Consider the following 21,868-nt stretch of genomic DNA (forward strand, 5'->3'; position numbering starts at 1 on the left):
TACCTATGCTAATGCACAAAGGTACAGCTAAAAATTAAATTCTGGAGACTTTGTCGATCCCCTCTACTTGCTTTAGATTGTCCATGAGCCTTTTGAGGATGTTGTTGTTTTTTACCACAAGGGTGATCTTCCCTTTGAAGGTGCCGCCATCCGCACTGAAATTGAGGTTCCGCATGTTCACGTGCATGTTTTCGGAAATGATCTTGGTGATGTCCTTGACCAGTCCTAGGTTGTCTATCCCCGTAATTTGTATGTCCACCGAAAATTCTTCCTGGGTGGAGTCTATCCACTTGGCGGTCATGATGCGGTAGGCATAATTGGATTGCAGGGAGATGGCGTTGGGGCAGTTTTTCTTGTGCACCTTTATACCGTCGTTTACGCTTACAAAACCGAACACCTCATCCCCGGGAATGGGATTGCAGCACTGCGAAAGTTTGTAGTTCAGCCGCTCTTCCTCCTTGCCAAACACAAGCATATCGTACTTGGTGGTGATCTCGTCCTTGTCCACATCTTTGGGGACAGGGGTTTTCCGTATCCGGTTCTTGAAGAAGTTAATAAAGGCATTGTGATAGGACGATGCGAAGTCCTTCAGCTTGTCGTTGTCGATGACCCCAATTCCTACGCGATAGAACAAATCTAGACTGGTCTTCAGTTTGAAAAAGTTCACCAGTTTGTTCACCGTGTCCTCGTTGAGGGTAATTTTTTGGGACTTCAGCTTTCTGCGAAGGATTTCCTTGCCTTCCTCGGCCACTTCCCTTTTTTCCTCCATCAACGAGGATTTGATCTTGGCCCTGGCCCTGGCCGTATTGGCATAGTCCAGCCAGCTTTGGTTTGGCTTGGCCGTTTCAGAGGTCATGATCTCTACTTGGTCACCACTATGCAGCTCGGTACCCAACGGGACCAATTTCCCGTTGACCTTGGCCCCACGGGTCTTCATGCCGATCTCGGTGTGGATGTTAAAGGCAAAATCTAGGGCTGTGGCCCCTTTGGGCATGGATTTTAGATCACCCTTAGGGGTGAACACAAAGATTTCCTTGGCATAGAGGTTCAGTTTAAATTCCTCCACAAAGTCGACGGCGTTGCCATTGGCACTTTCAAGGGCTTCCTGTAATTTATTGAGCCATTCCTCAATGCCCTGTTCCTTTTGGTCGCCGTGTTTGTATTTGAAGTGGGCCGCATAGCCTTTTTCCGCAATTTCGTGCATTCGCTCACTTCGGATCTGCACCTCCACCCATTTGCCCTTTGGGCCCATTACGGTAATGTGGAGCGCCTCGTACCCTGTGGATTTAGGAGAAGTGATCCAATCACGCAAACGGATGGGGTTTGGGGTGAAGTGGTCCGTTACGATGGAGTAGATCTTCCAGGCAAGGAACTTTTCGTTCTTTCTGTCGGATTTATAGATGATCCTGATGGCAAATTTGTCATACACCTCATCGAAGGATACGTTCTGGGACTTCATTTTCCTCCGGATGGAAAAGATGGACTTCATCCGCCCCTTGATCTGGTAATTGAGTCCCTCCTTGTCCAACGAGTTTTTTATGACATTGGAGAAGGCTTCTATATAGGCCATGCTCTCCTCTTCGGTATCCTCGATTTTGGCCTTGATGTCGTTATACACTTCTGGTTCGGTATACTTCAGGGAAAGGTCCTCCAGATGTGTCTTGATATTGTAGAGCCCAATCCGATGAGCCAACGGGGCATAGATATAGAGGGTTTCTGAAGCGATCTTGACCTGCTTGTGCTCGGGCATGGACTCCATGGTGAGCATATTGTGATATCTGTCGGCAATCTTGATGATAATGACCCTGACATCGTCATGCAGCGTAAGCAACATTTTCCTGAAATTCTCGGCTTGCTGGCTGATGTCCATATCCTTTTTCAGGTGGGCGATCTTGGTGAGGCCGTCCACGATACGGGCCACTGTCTCACCGAACATCCGCTCAATGTCGGACAGGGTATAGGGGGTGTCCTCGACCACATCATGCAGCAGGGCCGCTGCTATGGACACGGCATCGAGACCTATCTTGGAGGCTACGATCTTGGCCACGGCTATGGGGTGGAAGATATATGCCTCGCCAGATTTGCGCCTTTGGTCCTTATGGGCATCCACGGCCACATCAAAGGCGGAGCGTATCAACTTTTTATCCTCATCGGTCAAAGTTTGATAGCTTATGCGAAGCAGTTCCTTGTACTGCTTTGCAATCTCCTTGTTCTCTTTTTCAATCGCAGCCTCTGTCATAGTATATTAAAATTACCACAATCTTATCAGCTAGGCAACAAAAACTATGCCCTAAGGTTTCTGATCCGCTCTATCAACGGTGGGTGGGAGTAGTGTACAAAAACGTAGGCCGGGTGTGGGGTAAGGTTGCTCAGACTATTCTTCGAAAGTTTTTTCAACGAAGTGACCAATGGCTTTGCCGCAAAGGTGTTTTTGGCAAAGTCGTCCGCTTGGAACTCAAACTTTCTGGAAAGATAGTTCATCGCTAGGCCCGTTATTTCTGAAATGGGGCTGTACAAAAGCGCAAATCCCACCAAGGCCGCATGAAAACTGGGTGTGGACACTCCAATGGCCAGCGATATTTCAGGATGGTTGATGAAAAGGGAGAGCACATATAAGGTAAATCCTGTCAAAGCCAGGGAAACCAATAGGTTGAAAACGATGTGCTTTTTCTTGTAATGCCCTACTTCGTGGGCCAGGACCGCAACAATTTCCTCTTCGCTCAGGTCATCTATCAAAGTATCGAAAAGGGTGATACGCTTCTCTTTTCCCAATCCTGAAAAATAGGCATTGGCCTTGGTGGAGCGTTTGGATCCATCAATCACAAAAATATTCTTTAGTTCGAATCCGACTTTTTGGGCATAACCTTCTATGGCCTTTTTTAGGCTACCTTCCTTTAGTGGGGTCTGTTTGTTGAAAAGAGGGACGATCAAACGGCTATAAAATAGATTGACAAAAAGAATCACTACGCCGATCATGGCCCAAGTGTAGATCCAAAAGTTGGGACCGGTCCATTGAAGGAACACCATGAACAAGGCCAATATGCCTCCGCCTAAAACGACAGTGAGCAATCCGCCTTTCAGTTTGTCCATGAAGAACAATTTTCGGGAGGTTTTGTTGAACCCGTACGCTTCTTCGATGACAAAGGTCCTGTAGTAGGAGAAGGGCAATCCAAGGACGGTGCTTCCCAAGGTGATCAACCCAAAGAAGACCAATGCCATGGGAATGGGGCTCTCGGTAAGGGACCGGGTGATGGTATCGACCCACCCAAATCCACCAAACCACAGAAAACAGATGGTGACCGCCAATGAAAAGCCATCCGAAATCAACCCAAATCGATAATTGGCCTGTTTGTACTGTTGTGATTTTCGATACTCTTCTTCATCGAAGACATCGGAAAGTTCCTGGGGTAGTTTCGACCCAAAACGCTTAGCGTTAAGGTATTCCAATAGTTGATGGACCAAGAATTGGACAATCAAAATGATGAGAATAACATAAAAGAGCAAAGTCTTTTCCATAGCTTAGAATCCGCGTTGCCGCTTCGCCTCAAATATAAGTATTGCCGCCGATACGGAAACGTTCATGGAATCTATTTCTCCCTGCATCGGTATTATGAGGTTTTGGTCGGAACTTTTGAGCCAAATGTCCGTTAGCCCGGTATCCTCCGTGCCCATCACAATGGCCGTTGCGCCAGTAAGATCACAGTCTACATAGTTTTTTGAGGCGGTGAGCGTGGCACAATAGATCTTGATGTGATTTTTTTGGAGAAAATGGATGATTTCCTCGGTGGAACCCATGCCAATCTGATTGGTGAACACGCAGCCCACGCTGGATCGTACGATGTTTGGGTTATACAGGTCCGATTTGGGGTTGGCAATCAGCACCGCATCCACCGCAGCTGCATCGGCAGTGCGAAGCAGGGCACCTATGTTTCCTGGTTTTTCCGGGGCCTCGGCAACTAATACCAAAGGCTCTTTGTTCTTGAAATGGATCTTTTCCAAACTGTGTTCCTTTGCTTTCATGATTCCCAGAACGCCTTCGGTAGTACCCCTGTGGGCCATTTTTTCATAAACCGGTTTCGTGATCTGTACAATTTCGGCCTTGGAATTTTTCAGGAAAGGTCGGATCTGGGACGCGTCCAAAATGTCCGGACAATATAGCAAGGTCTCCAATGGGTACCCACCCTTTTGGGCAAGCTCCAGTTCCCGCTGCCCTTCTACCACAAAAAGTCCCGTTGTCTTCCGTTCCCGGGATTTTTCTTTAAGGAGCAGTATTTTTTTTACCAATGGATTTTGGACACTGCTGATCAGTTTGGTTTCCATCATAAGGTAAAAATAGCTATTCCTGTAATGTAAAAAAGGGGTTTTCGACCAAGTGACCAAACTTATACCATGAAGAAAACAACCATCTTATTGACTGTACTGGCCATTTTTGCTTGCAAACAGTCCCCAAAAAATGAAGAAAAAGAAGTGCAGATTCCCATGGAAGAGAAAATGGCCGTCCATGCCTTTCCAGAAGCACTTTCCAAGGTTTTTGATGCCCACGGTGGGTTGAAGCTTTGGAAAAAGCAGCGCACCCTTTCCTTTGTGCTACCCAACCCCGACCTTCCCGAAATCCACACCATTGATCTGTGGTCTAGAAAGGATAGGGTGGATACCGATTTATTTTCCTTAGGATTTGATGGAGCACAGGTTTGGCTCTTGGACGCCGAAGAAGCCTATAAGGGAGATGCCGCATTTTACCACAATTTGATGTTCTATTTTCAGGCCATGCCCTTTGTTTTGGCAGATGATGGTATTGTCTATACCGCTGCAGAGGATTTGGAATTTGAAGGAAAAAGCTACCCAGGTATCCAAATTGGGTACAAGACAGGGGTAGGGGCTTCATCCAAGGATGAATATTATATCCATTTTGACCCCGAAACCCACCAGATGGCTTGGTTGGGATATACCGTGACCTACGGCACCGGGGAGCCTTCAGATAATTTTAGATGGATACATTATAATGAATGGACAGAGGTCAATGGCGTGTTGCTTCCAAAGGCCATCACCTGGTACAATTATGAAGGGCGTACCTTGTTGGATGCAAAGAGTACGGTGGTCTTCGAGAATGTGATGCTGTCCGAGGATGCCAAAACGGAAGGTTTCTACACCAAACCTGATGGAGCGGAATTTATCCCCTTGAACAAGAGTTAGGAATTGTTTGTCAATTTGGAGCGCAGTCGAGAATGTTTTAGGTTTCGACTGCGCTCAACCTGACAAATTTCAATACTAAGGTAGGTCGGGTTAATTATTACTTCCCGTCACCTTCATATTTGCCCATATACCTTTTCCAAAGTTCGGTCTGATGGGTTTCCAATGAAACATCTCGACCATCGATATAAGCTTTGGATAGTTGGTTGGTACGCATGTCAAGAGCATCTCCTTCCGAAATGAACAAGGTGGCGCTCTTACCAACCTCCAAGGTGCCGTACATATCGTCGATGCCCAGTATTTTTGCAGTATTCCCGGTCACCAATTGTAGCGCAGTCTCCTTGTCCAGTCCTTGGCCTACCGTTTGTCCGGCATAGAAGGGCAGGTTCCTGGTCTGGAAATTGGCTGCACCTTCATTTTGCAAACCGACCAATAGTCCTGCGTCCACAAGCAATTTGGGCAATTTGTAGGGAAGGTCGTAATCGTCATCGTCATATTCAGGCAACGAATGGGTAAGGTTTACCAGTACGGGGACATTGTTTTCCTTTAGGAAATCCGCAATCTTGTTGGCACGGTACCCGCCTACGATCACTACATTCTTCACTCCTGCTTTTTTTACGGCCGCCACGGCATCCGTCATCTCCTTTTCGCCATTGGCGTGGATGTATAAATGTTTGGAGCCATCAAATAGACCCTGCATGGCTTCAAAGGGAAGGTTTCTTTCCTTTTCTACTGATTTTCCATAGGCACTGGAATTTTGGAAGAACACTTCGATTTCACCTACTTGTCCTGTGTATTCCTTATTGGGGATGTAACCTCTGTCTTCTCCCATCCACCATCTGCCTCTCCTGAAGAAGGACGGCCAGTTCAAGTGGATGCCATCATCGGTCTTCACAGCGGCATCTTCCCAGTTCCATGCATCGAATTGGACTATGCTCGATGTTCCAGAAATGGTACCGCCCTGTGGGGTCACCTGACCCAACAGAACACCGTTCGGGCGCATGCTTTCGACTACTTTGGATTCTGCATTGTAGGCGATGATGCTCCTGATGTGTGGGATCATTTCCCCGATTTCATCTTGGTCGTCAGTGGCCCTTACGGCATCCACTTCTACCAGACCAAGGGACTTGGAGGGAGCTATGATGCCCGGATATACGTGTTTTCCTTTGGCATCTATCATAGTGCCAATGGTAGGTGCCATAAGATCGGAACCTATGGCCGTGATTTTCCCATCGGTAAATATGATGGTACAATTTTCTATGACCTCTCCATTACCGATGTGGGCTGTCGCCCCAAAAATGGCAACTTGTTCGGTCTGCTTGGGGGCAGGGGTCTGCTGAGCGGAAGTTGTAAAACTCATAGCTAGCATGACCACGAAGGCGAGGCGCCTCAAAAACACCCCTAAAGTCCCCTCAAGGGGACAATGATTGCTTGAATATATATCTGAAAATTTCATTATTTTACTTTAAAGGGTTTCACATTCAAATCGTTCTTTTTTGCTCTGGGCAGGTGTACGGGTCTTTCCACCATTTTTCTTTTCGTTCAGCATCATGCCGATCAATTGGTTTCGTTCTTTTTTCACAGATTCCCGTAGCATTTGGTCTTTTTCCAGATCAAAATAGACTTTTCCCTCGATCAATGTTTTTTCTGCCTTGGCATATACGGATAGAGGATGATCGCTCCAAAGCACCATATCGGCATCCTTGCCTTCTTGGATGCTGCCTACGCGGTCGTCCAAATGCAACAACTTGGCAGGGTTCAGGGTGACCATCTTCCACGCCTCGATTTCGGACATACCTCCATATTTTACAGTTTTTCCGGCCTCTTGGTTCAATCTTCTGGACATCTCGGCATCATCACTGTTGATGGCCACGGTAACTCCTTGGCTAGCCATGATGGCAGCGTTGTAGGGAATGGCATCGTTCACTTCATATTTGTAGGCCCACCAATCACTGAATGTGGAGCCCCCAACGCCGTGTTCGGCCATTTTGTCGGCCAGTTTGTACCCTTCCAGGATATGGGTGAAGGTGTTCATGCGGAAGTTGAACTTTTCCGCCACTTTCATCATCATGTTGATTTCGCTCTGAACATAGGAATGGCAACTGATGAACCTTTCCCCATTGAGGATTTCGGCCAGGGTTTCCATTTCCTCATCATAACGGAAGGGTTGTCCGCTCTTCTTTTTTGCATCGTATTCCTTAGCGCGTTGGAAGTAGTCGGTATAGAGTTGCTCCACCCCCATACGGGTCTGTGGAAAACGGGAAAAACTGTTCCAGTTGGACTGTTTTACGTTCTCGCCCAGTGCAAACTTGATGAACTTTGGTGCATTGGGGAATACCAATCCATCTGCATTTTCACCCCATTTTAGCCGTAGAATGGCAGAACGGCCCCCTATCGGGTTGGCGGAACCATGCAATAGTTGGATAGTAGTGACGCCACCCGCAAGGTTTCTGTAGATGTCCATGTCCGTTGGATCGATGACATCCTTCATCCGCACCTCCGCAGAGGAATTGTGTCCTCCTTCGTTGATGGCCAAAGCGGCAATGTGTGAATGCTCATCAATGACCCCGGCGGTCAGGTGTTTTCCAGTGGCATCCACCACGGTGGCCCCTCCTGCACGCAGGTCTTTCCCGACCTTGTCTATCTTTCCATTTTTGATCAATACATCGGTGTTTTCCAAAATGGCTTCCCCGGTCCAAACCGTTGCATTCTTGAAAAGGATATTCTCCTGTTTGGGTTTTTCCTTGTATCCAAAACCTACATTAGGGTAGGAGAGTGCCACTAATTCTGGCCTTTGGGTACTTTTGTCTTCGGATTTCTCCTCAAAAGGCGATGTTTTTGCCAGGCTGGCCGTTGTCTCGTTCCCATTGGGGAGTACCATCTTGCCACTGATCGCGTTGGATCCTGGGGCAACTCGGGCAATCATACGGTAAGAACCTACATTGTCTTCTGAAAAAGATAGGTTCAGCCAGTTGTCGGAGTAATCTATCTTGGAATCGACTGTTTCATCCCCTTTTTTCAATTCGGCTTTGGGCTTGTCAATGGAGCCGGTAAGGGCCACGGTATAGCTATTGCCGTTTACATTGAGGTCGTAATTCCCGCGGATGTCCACCAAATCCATGGACTGGATGATGTTTTTGGTTCCTTGGACCCAGTTTTCGTAGAGGATGGTACCCTCGTCAAAAATTTCGCCGGAGGTGACCAAGAAGTTGGCCTGACTGCCCGATTGTAGGGAACCGATTTGGCCAGACATGCCCAAAATGTTCGCAGGTACAGTGGTCAATGCCTCCAAGGCCTTGGTCTTGGATAGTCCATAAGTAATGGCTTTCATCAATTTTTCCTTCAGGTCGGAAGGCGATTTCAATTCGTGTAGCGTGATGGAAAATTCCACACCGTTATCTGCCAATACCTTAGGGTTGGACGGTGCCAAGTTCCAATGCCGCATATCTTTCAAGGCAATATATTCGGCTTGATACGGATTGGACACGTCATAGGCGTCCGGAAAATTCAAGGGAAGGATCAGCTTGGCCTTGGTAGCCTTGATGTCGTCAATGCGTTCATATTCATCTCCACCGCCCAAAATGGTGTATTGGATACCGAACAGATCCCCGATCTTATCGGCACGCAACACATTTCCATTGTCACCGGCAGCAAAGATCTGGGTCAGGCCCTTGTTGGCGGCCAAGGCTTCCAGTGAGCGGTCCTTGGTGTCCACATTGCCCTTGCTGTACCAGTCCAGATCATAGTACAATTGTCTTATCAAGGCCATGGCCCCCATTAGGGAGCCAGGATAGGATTGTCTTTTGGCTACACTTTTTTCGAAGGAAAAGTATTGTGCAGATTTGTCTGAAAGGATTCTTTGTGCCTCGGTTCCAGCATCATTCAGGGCGACCAGTAGCCCCGTTCCCCTGGCAATACCATCTTGGATATGGGTATTCACTGCCCCAAAACCTGCATTTCGAAGCTCTTCGGCTTTTTTGGAGTCGTAGGAGAAACTGTTCACGGCATTGTTCTCAGGCATAATGTGATCGTTCCAATAGAATCCTTCCCTTTCAGGACCATATTGGGCAGATCTTCCCGCACCATTTGCCCTTTCGGGCGGCTTTACCCCAAAATTTGAAAAAATGTCCACAAAGGAAGGATAGATGGACTTCCCGTCAAGGTCTTGTACCACGGCATTTTTGGGAATGCTCACGGACTTCCCGACCTGTACGACCTTGCCATTCTGGATCAGTAGGGTGCCTTTTTCGATGACCTGTGTGGGGGTCATATAAATCTTGGCATTGGTGAATGCCGTGTAGTTGTTGTTCTTCGTCTTTACACCATCATTTGTGGGAAAATAATCTTGTGCGAACAAAGAAATACTGCCCAAAAAGAAGGACAGTGCCAAGAGTTTAATTTTCATAAAGTTAGATTTGAATTAGTTTAGCTCGTCTAAATATAAAGGAAGTGTGAAGATCGCGCAAGTTTCAATTTCGCTCCCCAAGGCGTTTTTGGTGGTTGATCATCAACCCAACGACCGAGTTGTAACTTTTGATTCCCTCTTTTTGGTTGTTCACCTTTAAAAAAGTGTTGAACACGGCCTTGAAGACCGGTTCCATGGGATTTTCATATTTTTTCCAAAAATCTGCCAATTCCTTGTAATTTTTTTTCACCCCGGGGTGAAGGGAGTCCAAAATTTGATTGTATTTGGTTTCATCTTTATTGTATAAATCTACGAGACAATACCCCAGTGCATGGTTGTATGCTGCATATCTGAAAAACGGGTCGTCGCTCTGCGAGGTGACCAAGAAACTTATGAAATTAGTAGCATCCTCGGCAGAATACCCCAATTGGTGCCCTACTTCGTGCCCGCTCACTGTCGGCAACCGAAACAATGGTGTGAGGCCGTTCACCTGTGCCTCGTTCGTAAAGGGGTTGAGGTAGCCGCCGTATCCCATGTAGGTAAGGGGAAGGCTGTAGAGGGATGACTTCAGACTTGGGGTTTCGTAATGGAAACTGGGGTATTCATTTTTTAGAAGCTGATAGGCATCCTCTGTTTTGGTGAAAATTTCTTTTTTGGTGTAGGGAACGTGTACAGGGGAAAGACTGTCCCCGGTAATCTCGTTTTGGTAATGGTTGGCCCTTTCTGCTAGATATTCGGTAAAGTCCACCAATTCTTCAAGGGAATATTCGCGGGCTATGCCCAATCTCCAAGTGATGGGCTGGCGGTAGTAGTTGAGTCCCCAGAGGATGTGGAACGCAAAATACGCGATGGAAAACACTACCAAGATGTCTTTGAGAAAAAGTAGCGGTTGTTTTTTTATGGTCTTCCAATTGCGGTAAAAATACCTGATGGCCATCAAGGTCAAGGCGGTATAGATCAAATCCCCAAAGGAAAAGGGAACCCATCCAAAGAGAGTCCGCAATAATCTGGAGATATAGGGATAAACCCCATTACTGTAATAATTCTCGATGAAGAGGGGATAGCTACCTACCCATTTGACCAATACGATTTGGACTGGAAGCGCAATGGCAAGGATTGTTTTCGTTTTTTGTCCCATCGATATAGTAAAGCGAAAATTGATGCGGCCATAAATGGAAAAGCCGTACGGAAAAGTACGGCTTTTTTTGTGTTCAATACATGGTTTTTATTCTTGGATTCCCACGATTTCCAGGTCAAAGACCAGTGTGGAGCCTCCAGGGATAGGGCCGTAGTCATTGTCGCCATATCCCAAATGTGGAGGGATGAACAAACGCAGTTTGTCCCCCACTTTCATGGTGAGCAGTCCTTCCCTAAAACCAGCGGCCAATTGTGCATCCGGGCTGTAATCCATAGGGTAGGGGCTGTAAAGTCCGCGATCTCTCTTGCCGGGGTTCACTTGATTGAACTTTTCGGCAATTTCCATAATGTTGGTGTCGAACAATTCGCCATTGGCCAACCAGCCGGCATAGTTCACCATTGCTTTTTGGCCTAGTTTGGGCTGTTCGCCATCACCTTCTTTCAGTTTGACTATTTTCAGTCCGGAAGGGGTCTCTTCGGCATTGGCCATTTGTGAAGTAAATTCAGCGACCCAATCCTCTTTCATTTTTTTGAAGGCGGCTTCTTCAGCTTTTGCTTCTTCAAAATAAGCGTTCATTACCTGTACAGCATCAAATTTCTTGGCCTCCTTGCCGTTCCGGACAATCTCGACTTTGTTCATCACCACATCCACTTTGGGTCTGTCACCAGGTCCTGTTTCCGTGTTGGCAATGGAGTCGACCACCTCGATTCCTTTGACCACTTCCCCAAAAACGGTGTGCTTTCCATTGAGCCATGGGGTTTCGTTGTGCGTGATGAAAAACTGGCTACTGTTCGTCTTTGGGCCTCGGTTGGCCATGGAGATGATCCCTTTTTTGGAATGGGTCAGGGAGTCATGGATCTCATCCTTGAACGTATATCCGATATTTCCACTGCCTGTTCCCGAAGGATCGCCGCCTTGGATCATAAAATCTTTGATTACTCTGTGGAAAACGATGCCGTCATAGAACTTTTTTTCTTTGTATTCGTCATTCACGAAAGGGTTGTTGCCCTCTGCCAAGGACACGAAGTTGGCCACCGTGACCGGGGTCTTTTCATATTCCAGTTTGACGATGATGTCCCCTTTGGTGGTCTGGATATCGGCATAGATGCCATCTCCCAAATCAGCATGTTTGCTGGACTTGCATCCCAAAATAACCAGGGAGAACAAGGTTATGATGTAAAGTGATTGTTTCATTTGATGTATGGATTTAGTTTAAACTGTCTTTATGGATAATGATCGTATGTAGTTCCACAGAAGATTTCAATGGAGTCCGCGGGCCGATGGCCTTATTGTCCCCTTGATAGCCAAAGGCTTGTAGTGAAGGAAATATAAAAGTGGCTTTCTCATTGATTTTAAGCAACTTAACGGCATTTTGGAGTCCGGGGAACAATTGCTGTTTGTCCACTACGTGCGATGTGGGACCTATTTGTTCGGCGGTATAGATGGTGTCGTTTTGCAATGACATCAGATTGTAGGAAAACAAGATCTGGTCCTCTGTTTTGGGCAAATAGGTGGCCGTGTCGTTTTTTGTTTCATAATAATACCAGAAACCATTGGGACTGGTAATGTATTCGTGCAGTGTGTCCTTGGCCATCAGTTCTTTGATGATTTCTTCTTCCTTGGCCAACAGTTGTTTGCTTCGTTCTATGGATTCCTTGTAAAAACTGCCGGATTTCACTTCAACTGGTTTCCGTGGTTCCGGACCTTTGCAACTGGCGAAGACTATAACGACTATGAACAAAAGGACAATTCTCATGGGTTCAATCGACTTTTATAGGTTTTCAGGATGGTATTGAATTGGTCGATGGTCTCTTCCATGCTCAGGTCACTTTTGCCCCCTGCGGCATTGTCGTGCCCGCCCCCTTGAAAATGCTTTCGGGCAAATTCGTTCACCGAAAAGTCCCCCACGGAGCGTAAGGAGATTTTGATGATACCTTCTTCCCTGTTCTCGATAAAGATGAGGGCAAAAACAATGTCATCCAAGGTGAGTCCGTAGTTGACAAATCCTTCCGTGTCCCCTTTCTTAAAATCGTGGGCATCCAATTCGTTCTGGGTAAGGGTAATGTATGCCGTCCGATATTCGGGCAGAATGACCATATTGCTCAGGGCAACGCCCAACAAATGCAGTCTGGAAGGCGAATTGGTGTCGAACACCTGCCTGTGGATCTCCATGTTCTCCGCACCCCTGTCAATAAGCTCCGCCACTACGCGGTGGGTCCTGCTCGATGTGGATCGGTACTTGAAAGAACCCGTGTCGGTCATGATACCCGTGTAGAGGTTGGTGGCGATTTCCTTGGTCACTTGTTCGGCCCCGCCCAAAAAATCGATGAAATTATAGACCATCTCGCAAGTGGAGCTCATGCTGACATCGGAATAGGTCACCTTGGCATAATCACTGGGCTGCTGGTGATGGTCTATCATGATGAAATCGGCCTTGGCCTCCCTTAGTGCGGATTCCATCTGCCCAACCCTGGACAGGTCGTTGAAATCCAAGGTGAAGATCAAGGAAGATTCATCCAACAATCGTTGGGCCCTTTGGGTCTCCCATTCGTAATTGATGACCGTCTCGTTGCAGGGCATCCATTTCAGGAACTTGGGGTAATCGTTCGGGGCAATCACATGTGCCGTGTGCCCCATTCCCTTCAAAAACCCATAGAGTGCCAAGCAAGAGCCCATAGCATCGCCATCGGGGTTTTTATGAGGGACGATCACAATTTTTTGAGGTTGGGAAAGTATCGACTTTATTGTCGTGATATCCGCTGAATTCATGCGGCCAAATATACAATAATATAATATAGAGGTAACTGGCAATATCCTTATTTTTGAACCTCTAAACCCTGATGATGAAGCACACTTCCGTTTTGCTGGTCCTTATGGTCCTTTTCATGGGATGTAAAAGGAAAGAAGAGAAACAACCATTGGAAAAAGAAAAGGAACGGCCCGATTTTGTGGTTGCCTTTGGCTCCTGTAACATGCCCCAGGAACCCAATCCGTTTTGGGATGATGTGGTGGCCGAAAACCCGGATGTCTGGATCTGGGGTGGTGATATTGTCTATGCCGATACCGACGATGTGGACAGGATCAGGACCATTTATGCCATGCAGGACACCGTACAGGGCTATGCTAGATTAAAGGTCGAGGTTCCCATTATCGGGACTTGGGACGATCATGATTTTGGTTTGAACGATGGGGGATCCGGATTTGCCGTGAAAAAAGAAAGTCAGCAGATATTCTTGGACTTTATGGGAGTGCCTTCGGACAGTGAGCGAAGAAATCGCGAAGGGGTATACGCCTCCCACGAATTTGAACTGCCTGAGGGAAAAGTGAAGATCATCGTTTTGGATACCCGATATTTCCGAAGTGACCTGATCAAGGACGAAGATCCCAAACGAAGGTATAAGCCCAATACCGAGGAGGGGGCCACCATACTTGGAGATGCCCAATGGGATTGGTTGAAGGGCGAGTTGGCCAATTCCGACGCTGATTTTAACTTGATCATGTCCAGTATCCAGGTGCTTTCAGGGGAGCACGGTTTTGAGACTTGGGGCAATTTTCCCCATGAGGTCCAAAAGTTGGAAACCATGATTGTGGAATCAGGGGCGAAGGGAGTCATCCTACTGTCTGGTGACCGTCATATCTCCGAATTTTCAAGGGCCACTATCAATGGATTGTCCTATCCCTTGGTGGATTTTACGAGCAGTGGACTGACCCATTCCTATGCTTCCTTTAGTGGGGAGCCAAACAGCCACAGGGTAGGTGAGGTGGTTTCGGACAAAAGTTATGGGGTCATCAACCTATATTTTAAGGAAAAAGAGGCCGATATGAAGATGATGGGCGACAATGGGGCTGTGCTTCAGGAGTTAAAACAAACCTATTAAGCCTTGCCCGTTGTTCCAAAAACTGTACTTTTGCGCAAAATTTAAAGAAAATGACGGGAAATAGAACGTTTACCATGATTAAGCCAGATGCTGTTGAAAACGGCTATATCGGCGCGATTTTGGAAAAAATAACGGCTGCCGGATTTAAGATCGTGGCCATGAAGTACACCCAATTGAGCCAAAGGGATGCAGAGGAATTCTACGGTATCCACAGAGAGCGTCCTTTCTTTGGTGAATTGGTTGAGTTTATGACCAGGGGTCCCATTGTGGCCGCCATACTGGAGAAGGACAATGCCGTTGATGATTTTCGTGCCTTGATCGGTGCCACCAACCCGGCCGAAGCTGCCGAGGGCACTATCCGTAAATTGTATGCTGCCAGCATCGGTGAGAACGCCGTTCACGGATCGGACAGTGATGAGAACGCGGCTATCGAAGGTGCTTTCCATTTTTCGGGAAGGGAAGTGTTCTAATTTGAACCAAAGATATCAAGAAGAAGCCGCTCCATTGGAGTGGCTTTTTTTATTGGAGAACAGCAGCAGTTCCTCTTGACTTCCTGTCGGCATCACTTTTCCAATTTCTTGGAACCCCAACTTTCCCAATAGTTGGCACGATTTGCCATTGGATGGAAGGACAATGGCGAGGACTTCATCAAAACCCAATTGGGATGTGGCATGTTCCAAAAGCGCTTTGCCGGCCTCCAACATCAAACCTTTTCCTTCATAATCTGGTAACAGGGCAAACCCGATGTCCGGATGGTCCAGATAATCTCGTTTCAAGAATCCGCACAGGCCTATCGGGACCATGGTTTCCTTGAAGCATAGCTTATACAGTCCAAAACCGTTGGTCTGGTATGAATTCGTCAGGCTTTTTCGGATATAGTTTTCCGCATCTTCCATTGAATATATTCCCTTGTCCCCAATAAATTGGATCCATGTAGGACTGTTCAACAATTCCAGGATAAATGTGGCATCCGTAAGTTCTACTTCTGAAATGACGAGCCGTTCTGTGGATAGGATGACTTTCATAAGGGATGAACGATCAATATCAACGAAGCACCAATTTCTTGACCAGTTCCCGGCCCAGTTCCTCATTGATCATGGAAATGATCTTGGTCTTGCCCAAACTGAGCTCTTCCCTGAGCACGGAGGAGGAAAGCGACACGTAGAGCGTCTCGTTCTTGAGTTCCACGGCCGTGGTGTAGTTGTTCACCCCGTTGCCCATCAGGTTGGTCCATGCCTCGCGAGCATCCACCTTGTCCATGCCTTTTTGGAGCTTATTTTCCTTGATGAACTCGTTCAAGGCTTCGCTCAGTGGCAGATGGGAGTTGTTCCGTTTGGCCATTACTTGGGAATTTTGATGGGTTGGAATCGCTTGTAGGAATAGGTGACCCCTTCTTCATTGGTCACCGAAAACGAGAGGGAATCCACAGATACCAATTTTTCCTCCCATTCGCTGAACTCGTTTTTGTAGCGCAGTGTATAGGTCTCTTGGTTTTCCGATACGGTGAAGAACTCCGTATCGTTCGAGGTGTCGTAGGAGCCATCAAACTGGGGCTGCATCTTTTTGCGGAACCCTTCGCCATCCTTCAATTTGATGAAATCGATGCTGGGGTTGACCGAGTACTGCTTTTTGGAGCCATTCGGAAATTCCACTTCGGCAATCTCCCAATATCCGTTCAGATACTGCAGGTCCGCTTCGGCCACAGCGGTTTTTTTGCAGCTCCAAAGCATCAATAGCAATATAATAGGAAGAGTCTGGCGCATGTTACAAGGTAAAGATTTTATAGCTCTGATGGATGGTTTTTACCACATTTTCCGTGCGCTCCGCATGCGTGTCGCTGATAAAGATCTGACCGAAATTGTCGTTCTTCACCAAGCCCACAATATGGGAGACCCGGTTCTCGTCCAGTTTATCAAAAATATCATCCAGCAACAGGATGGGCGTGGTGTTCGCCTGTTCCTTGATAAAATGGAACTGGGCCAGTTTCAGGGCGATCAAAAAGGATTTCTGCTGGCCTTGGCTCCCAAATTTTTTGATGGGATGTCCTGCAATCGTGAAGTCCAGATCGTCCTTGTGCACCCCCACCGAGGTGTATTGCAGGGCACGGTCTTTCTCCACATTGGCCTCCAAGAGTCTCAGGAGAGGGCCTTCGGAGAGCGGACTTTCGTAGGAGAGCATGATCTGTTCTTCCTTTTCCGAAATATGACTGTACTGCTCCTTGAAAATGGGCACAAAAGCGGCCATGAATTCCTTTCGCTTTTTGTGGATTTCCGTCCCCAGTCCATGTAATTGCTCATTATATATGGATAGCGTGCCCGCATCAAAGGTACGGTTGGCCACAAAGTATTTCAGCAGGGAATTGCGCTGTACCAAGACCTTGTTGTACTTGATGAGGTTCTGGAGATAGACCTTGTCCGACTGCGAAATGACACCGTCCATGAACTTCCTACGGGTATCGCTGCCCTCAAGGATGAGGTCACGGTCCGAAGGGGAAATGATCACCAAGGGCAAAAAACCAATGTGCTCGGAGAACTTTTCATAGGGTTTTCCGTTGCGTTTGATGACCTTTTTGGTCCCCTTTTTGAAACTACAGATGATTTTTTCCGTCTTTCCCACCTTTTCAAACTCCCCCTCCACCACAAAAAATTCGGTGTCGTGCTTGATGTTCTGCGTCGCTACAGGATTAAAATAGCTCTTGCCGAAACAGAGGTGGTAAATGGCATCCAGAATATTCGTTTTTCCAACGCCGTTATCGCCCACCAAGCAGTTGATGACAGGGTCGAACTCCAAGGTCTTGGAATCGAAGTTTTTGTAATTGACTAAAGATAAATGCCTTAAAAACATAAAAATCTAGAGAGACAAAGTGGGTTTTTCTGATTGGTGTCCGTTAAGGGTTCCAAAAATAACGAATAAATTACCTTTCGGTTTTGGATAAAAACTTTATTTTTGCGCGACCAATTAAATGACGGATGGCAACATACAAGAAGAGAGGCTTTAAGCCAAAAAATAAGGCGGAAGAAGCTCAGGTAGAAGAACACGAGAGCACAACGGCGGAAGTATTCAACACGCTGGACGAAAGTGCGTCGAGGACCGAGGCATGGGTACAAAAGAACCAAAACTACATTTTGGGGGTCATTGGAGCCGTTGCCATTGGGGTGCTCGCCTACTTGGGTTACCACCAGTTCATCCAAAAGCCCAAAGAGGCCTCTGCGGCCAATGAGCTTTTCTATCCGCAACAATATTTTGACCAGGCATTGAACAGTGAGACCGAAAAGGATTCCCTGTTCACGTTGGCCCTTAACGGTGCCGAGGGTAAATACGGTTTCTTGGATATCATTGAGGAATACAGCGGTACCAAAGCGGCCAATTTGGCCAAATATTCTGCTGGAATGACCTATTTGAACCTTCAGCAATACGATGAGGCCATTTCCCATTTGGAAAGCTTTTCATCCGAGGACGATATCATGGGTGCCATGGCCAAAGGCGGGATCGGTGATGCTTTTTCACAGTTGAATCAGTCCGAAGATGCTTTGGATTACTACGAAAAGGCCATTGCCCATAGCGAAAATGAGTTCACCACACCAAGATTCCTGTACAAGGCAGGAGTGGTTGCCATGGAATTGGGGAAAAAAGACAAGGCATTGGGATATTTTGAGCGCATCAAGGAGGAGTATCCGAACGCCCAGGAAGCCAATGGAGTAGAAGCCCTGATCGGAATGGCCCAAAACTAAACTATGGCCACAGCGAACAAAAATTTATCCACTTACGATAAAAACAAAATCCCAAATGCGAAGGACCTTCGGTTTGGGATTGTTGTTTCGGAGTGGAACGGAGAGATCACAGGAGCCCTTTGCAAAGGGGCCAAAGAAGCCCTTTTGGACTGTGGGGCGCTTCCCGAAAATATATTGGTATGGGATGTTCCCGGCAGTTTTGAGCTTACTTTTGGCTGCAAGAAAATGATGAAAACCCAAAAAGTGGATGCCGTTATCGCGATAGGTAGTGTCATCCGTGGGGAGACCAGTCATTTCGATTTTGTGTGCAGTGCCACGGCACAGGGCATCAAAGATCTGAACGTGACCTATGACATTCCTGTCATTTTCTGCGTCCTGACCGATGATAACCTTCAGCAGGCCAAGGATAGGAGCGGGGGCAAACACGGAAACAAGGGTACGGAAGCGGCCATAGCGGCTATCCAAATGGCGGTATTGGGGAAATAAAGCTCAGTGTTGACTGAATCCTAATCAAGTATTGGGACTTATGATCCAATAGTCCAAACAATCCATTAGCATAGCTATCCAACAATCCGAAAGTGTTAACATTTTTTGGCAGCACCTTCCAATGCCTTTTTTCTATTTTGAGTACCTTTGAGGTGACACGGAGAAGGATGTTATGCGAAACCCCTTAAAACTTAGGAAAAATAAATCGTTTGATTATTCACCACGCTACTACAAGGGGGAGGGCAATCCGTATAAAATAGAACACAAACTGGATAAGTTTCGAAGTACGGCACATACCAATAGAGGACTCAAGAACAAGTTTTCATCTGCAATGGACGATTTGAAAATGGAAGGGGACAAGAACCTGAAGCTGCGTCTTCTGATCATAGTGGGCATATTGGTGTTGCTGTTCCTTTTTATCATCGACTTCGACCTATCGATATTCCTGAATCCCTAATGGCTGACATCATCAAACTTTTGCCAGACCATGTTGCCAACCAGATTGCAGCAGGGGAAGTCGTCCAACGGCCCGCCTCTGTGGTCAAGGAGCTCATGGAAAATGCAATCGATGCCGGGGCCAAGACCATCAAACTGATCGTCAAGGATGGCGGAAAAACCCTTGTCCAAGTGGTCGATGATGGTGATGGGATGAGTGAAACCGATGCCCGGTTATCTTTTGAGCGCCACGCCACTTCCAAAATATCATCAGCACAAGACCTGTTCAATTTACAGACCAAGGGTTTCCGAGGAGAGGCCTTGGCCTCCATAGCGGCCATTGCCCATGTGGATATGCATACTCGAACGGTAACCAATGAAGTGGGCACACATATCAAGATCGAAGGGAGCAAAATTGTATCCCAAGAAGTTGTGGCGGCCCCAAAGGGGACTTCCATTTCGGTGAAAAACCTCTTCTTCAATATACCGGCAAGGCGAAATTTTTTAAAATCCAATCAAGTGGAGCTTCGTCACATCACCGATGAGTTCCATAGGGTGGCTTTGGTGCACCCCGATATCGAGTTCCATTTCTACAATAATGGTTCGGATATTTTCAACCTGCCATCAGCCAAACACCGTCAGCGTATTGCCCATATTTTTGGCAGTAAGATGGACGGTAGATTGGTGCCCGTGCAAGAGGAAACGGAGGTGGTCAAAATCTCTGGATTTGTTTGCAAGCCCGAATTTGCAAAGAAGAGTAGGGGGGAACAGTTCTTTTTTGCCAATGGCAGATTCATCAAAAGTCCGTATTTGCACCATGCCGTGGTCGCCGCATTTGAAGGTTTGATTAAATCGGACCTGTATCCGGGCTATTTTCTGTACCTGCAAGTGGACCCGTCTTCCATCGACATCAACATCCATCCCACAAAGACTGAAGTGAAATTTGATGATGAGAACACGCTCTACGCTATTCTCCGATCGACCATAAAGCATAGCTTGGGGCAGTTCAATGTGGCCCCGGTACTTGATTTTGAGCATGACCCGAATCTGGATACGCCCTATTCGTACAAAGAAAAGGGGGCGACCTTGCCCAAGATTACCGTGGATGCCAGTTTCAATCCCTTTCAGCAAACCCCGGAGCGAAGAAGTATGGGTAGCGGAGCCTATCAAAAAACCAGCGTCAAGGGTTGGGAGGGGCTGTACGAAGGGTTGGAAAAAAGTACCGATATTGAAGGCTTTAGCAATGTGGTCATCGAGTCGGAAAGCGAGGAGCAGGGCACTTTGTATTCGGATGACGGGACAGGGCATTTGGCCTCCACCTTTCAGCTGCGGCGGAAATATGTAGTGAGCACGGTCAAGTCCGGAATGCTGGTCATCCACCAGAACAGGGCGCATGAACGCATCCTTTTTGAAAAGTTTTTAGGGGAGATCACGGTCAAGGAAGGTTTGAGCCAGCAATTGTTGTTTCCGATGGAATTGACCTTCAACAAGCAGGAACTGGCTGTTCTGAGCGAAATCAAGGAAAGCCTGACTAACATTGGTTTTGCCTTTGAAAGTCTGGAACAGGAGACTGTAAAAGTGACAGGCGTCCCGTTGGTGGTCCCCGAAAGTGGGATTGGCACGGTATTGGATCGCCTCATCGCAGATTATACGGAAGGGTTCAGTGATGGTTCTGTTTCCCAAGCTGAGGTTCTGGCCAAAGTGCTTTCCAAGAACTTGGCGGTACGGACCGGCGAGGTTTTGGACCAAGAATCGCAGTTGGCCCTTTTGGACAACTTATTTGCATGCAAGGAACCCTCTTTGAGCCCGTTCCAGAAATTAACGTACACCATTATCTCCGAAGGGGATATCGATAAAAAATTCAGTTAGATGGGTAGAATGACCGAGGCAGTAAAGCATTTGTTGATCATCAATGTGATCTTGTTTTTTGCCACACAACTATATGGGGACCAAATGTACCAATGGATGTCGCTCTGGTTTCCCAAGAACAACAATTTTGAATGGTGGCAAGTGGTCACCCATATGTTCATGCATGGTAACTTGATGCACATTGTGTTCAATATGTATGCGTTATGGGCCTTCGGAACGCCTTTGGAGCAGATATGGGGCAAGGGCAAGTTTTTGTTCTTCTATTTTTCCGCCGGATTGGGATCTGCGGCGTTGCACACAGGGGTGAATTATTTCCTTTTCAACGAAGGATTGAGTGCTTTGGAAGGAGCTGGCATTGCCAGAACGCAGGTTTTGGATATTTTGTCCAATGGACAGTACAGCCCTGGTTGGTATGATCTGGCACCCAAAAGTACAATTGACAGTATGTTGACCGCATTCAACACACCTGCAGTAGGTGCTTCAGGGGCCATTTATGGTATTTTGGTGGCCTTCGCCTTTATGTATTCCGAGGCCAAGTTGATGCTCATCTTTCTGCCCGTACCCATCAAGGCAAAATATTTCGTGCCCATACTGATCGCCGTGGATCTGATCTTTGGTATAGGGAACGTGAACACGGGAGTGGCCCACTTCGCGCATATTGGTGGTGCCCTGATAGGTTTTATAATGATGTGGTACTGGAAAAAGGACCAGTTCAACAATAAAAGGTGGGATTGAT

The 21,868-nt window shown here is 47.0% G+C and carries 21 protein-coding genes; 8 read left to right on the plus strand and 13 right to left on the minus strand.

Annotated elements, in window-relative coordinates:
* Window positions 1–34: 34 nt before the first annotated feature.
* Genes D2V93_RS06135 through D2V93_RS06145 form a run of 3 tightly spaced genes read right to left on the minus strand, consistent with a single transcriptional unit; the run spans window position 35 to window position 4,323 of the window.
* On the minus strand, window positions 35–2,239 hold the full coding sequence (locus tag D2V93_RS06135; RefSeq protein ID WP_072877507.1) for a RelA/SpoT family protein: 2,205 nt from the start codon (window positions 2,237–2,239) through the stop codon (window positions 35–37).
* A gap of 44 nt (window positions 2,240–2,283) precedes the next feature.
* The gene (locus D2V93_RS06140; RefSeq protein ID WP_119618806.1) at window positions 2,284–3,516 is read right to left on the minus strand and encodes a M48 family metallopeptidase; all 1,233 of its coding nucleotides are present in this window, start codon (window positions 3,514–3,516) and stop codon (window positions 2,284–2,286) included.
* Between the two features lie 3 nt (window positions 3,517–3,519).
* Complete coding sequence (locus tag D2V93_RS06145; RefSeq protein WP_119618807.1) at window positions 3,520–4,323, minus strand: TrmH family RNA methyltransferase; 804 nt, start codon at window positions 4,321–4,323, stop codon at window positions 3,520–3,522.
* A 66-nt stretch (window positions 4,324–4,389) separates the two neighbouring features.
* On the opposite strand from D2V93_RS06145, the gene D2V93_RS06150 reads away from it, so the two are divergent.
* The gene (locus D2V93_RS06150; protein WP_119618808.1) at window positions 4,390–5,193 is read left to right on the plus strand and encodes a DUF6503 family protein; all 804 of its coding nucleotides are present in this window, start codon (window positions 4,390–4,392) and stop codon (window positions 5,191–5,193) included.
* A gap of 97 nt (window positions 5,194–5,290) precedes the next feature.
* Here D2V93_RS06150 and D2V93_RS06155 read toward each other — a convergent pair whose 3' ends face one another.
* From D2V93_RS06155 to D2V93_RS06180, 6 genes are all read right to left on the minus strand, one after another.
* A complete protein-coding gene (locus tag D2V93_RS06155; RefSeq protein WP_245978104.1) occupies window positions 5,291–6,550 on the minus strand; it encodes an amidohydrolase family protein in 1,260 nt (419 codons plus the stop codon).
* Between the two features lie 105 nt (window positions 6,551–6,655).
* Entirely contained in the window at window positions 6,656–9,595 is a 2,940-nt protein-coding gene (locus tag D2V93_RS06160) for an amidohydrolase family protein (RefSeq protein WP_119618810.1), read from the minus strand.
* A 64-nt stretch (window positions 9,596–9,659) separates the two neighbouring features.
* Window positions 9,660–10,733, minus strand: coding sequence for a DUF3810 domain-containing protein (locus tag D2V93_RS06165; RefSeq protein WP_119618811.1), 1,074 nt, complete (start codon window positions 10,731–10,733; stop codon window positions 9,660–9,662).
* A gap of 87 nt (window positions 10,734–10,820) precedes the next feature.
* Window positions 10,821–11,927 carry a peptidylprolyl isomerase gene (locus tag D2V93_RS06170; protein ID WP_119618812.1) on the minus strand — a complete coding sequence of 369 codons (1,107 nt, stop codon included), beginning with the start codon at window positions 11,925–11,927 and terminating at the stop codon, window positions 10,821–10,823.
* A gap of 13 nt (window positions 11,928–11,940) precedes the next feature.
* Window positions 11,941–12,489, minus strand: coding sequence for a gliding motility-associated peptidyl-prolyl isomerase GldI (gene gldI / locus D2V93_RS06175; protein WP_072877521.1), 549 nt, complete (start codon window positions 12,487–12,489; stop codon window positions 11,941–11,943).
* Window positions 12,486–13,502 (minus strand): DHH family phosphoesterase, encoded by a 1,017-nt coding sequence (locus D2V93_RS06180; protein ID WP_119618813.1) that lies wholly within the window; start codon window positions 13,500–13,502, stop codon window positions 12,486–12,488. The genes gldI and D2V93_RS06180 overlap by 4 nt, the downstream gene beginning before the upstream one ends.
* Before the next feature lie 71 nt (window positions 13,503–13,573).
* Here D2V93_RS06180 and D2V93_RS06185 point away from each other — a divergent pair, with 71 nt between their 5' ends.
* A complete protein-coding gene (locus tag D2V93_RS06185; protein WP_313791652.1) occupies window positions 13,574–14,611 on the plus strand; it encodes an alkaline phosphatase D family protein in 1,038 nt (345 codons plus the stop codon).
* Between the two features lie 50 nt (window positions 14,612–14,661).
* Window positions 14,662–15,081 (plus strand): nucleoside-diphosphate kinase, encoded by a 420-nt coding sequence (locus tag D2V93_RS06190; RefSeq protein WP_108423523.1) that lies wholly within the window; start codon window positions 14,662–14,664, stop codon window positions 15,079–15,081.
* Between the two features lie 15 nt (window positions 15,082–15,096).
* On the opposite strand, the gene D2V93_RS06195 is transcribed toward D2V93_RS06190, so the two are convergent.
* The 4 genes from D2V93_RS06195 to recF are packed head-to-tail and all read right to left on the minus strand — an operon-like array spanning window position 15,097 to window position 17,455.
* A complete protein-coding gene (locus tag D2V93_RS06195; RefSeq protein WP_182849951.1) occupies window positions 15,097–15,636 on the minus strand; it encodes a GNAT family N-acetyltransferase in 540 nt (179 codons plus the stop codon).
* Between the two features lie 19 nt (window positions 15,637–15,655).
* Window positions 15,656–15,952, minus strand: coding sequence for a DciA family protein (locus D2V93_RS06200; RefSeq protein ID WP_072877531.1), 297 nt, complete (start codon window positions 15,950–15,952; stop codon window positions 15,656–15,658).
* A complete protein-coding gene (locus D2V93_RS06205; RefSeq protein ID WP_119618815.1) occupies window positions 15,952–16,374 on the minus strand; it encodes a hypothetical protein in 423 nt (140 codons plus the stop codon). The genes D2V93_RS06200 and D2V93_RS06205 overlap by 1 nt, the downstream gene beginning before the upstream one ends.
* Before the next feature lies 1 nt (window position 16,375).
* Window positions 16,376–17,455 carry a DNA replication/repair protein RecF gene (gene recF, locus D2V93_RS06210; protein WP_119618816.1) on the minus strand — a complete coding sequence of 360 codons (1,080 nt, stop codon included), beginning with the start codon at window positions 17,453–17,455 and terminating at the stop codon, window positions 16,376–16,378.
* Window positions 17,456–17,580: 125 nt separating this feature from the next.
* Between recF and D2V93_RS06215 the strand changes: the two genes are divergently transcribed.
* From D2V93_RS06215 to D2V93_RS06235, 5 genes are all read left to right on the plus strand, one after another.
* Window positions 17,581–18,342: a tetratricopeptide repeat protein gene (locus D2V93_RS06215; protein WP_072877537.1), complete on the plus strand. Its 762-nt coding sequence runs from the start codon at window positions 17,581–17,583 to the stop codon at window positions 18,340–18,342.
* Between the two features lie 3 nt (window positions 18,343–18,345).
* Window positions 18,346–18,828 carry a 6,7-dimethyl-8-ribityllumazine synthase gene (gene ribH, locus D2V93_RS06220; protein ID WP_072877539.1) on the plus strand — a complete coding sequence of 161 codons (483 nt, stop codon included), beginning with the start codon at window positions 18,346–18,348 and terminating at the stop codon, window positions 18,826–18,828.
* Window positions 18,829–19,000: 172 nt separating this feature from the next.
* Entirely contained in the window at window positions 19,001–19,285 is a 285-nt protein-coding gene (locus tag D2V93_RS06225; RefSeq protein ID WP_072877541.1) for a riboflavin synthase subunit beta, read from the plus strand.
* Entirely contained in the window at window positions 19,285–21,132 is a 1,848-nt protein-coding gene (mutL, locus tag D2V93_RS06230; protein WP_119618817.1) for a DNA mismatch repair endonuclease MutL, read from the plus strand. Before D2V93_RS06225 ends, mutL begins: the two co-directional genes overlap by 1 nt.
* Window positions 21,133–21,867 (plus strand): rhomboid family intramembrane serine protease, encoded by a 735-nt coding sequence (locus D2V93_RS06235; protein ID WP_072877545.1) that lies wholly within the window; start codon window positions 21,133–21,135, stop codon window positions 21,865–21,867.
* Window position 21,868 lies beyond the last annotated feature (1 nt).

Origin of the sequence: Flagellimonas taeanensis (assembly GCF_003584105.1) — a bacterium.
GTDB lineage: Bacteria > Bacteroidota > Bacteroidia > Flavobacteriales > Flavobacteriaceae > Flagellimonas > Flagellimonas taeanensis.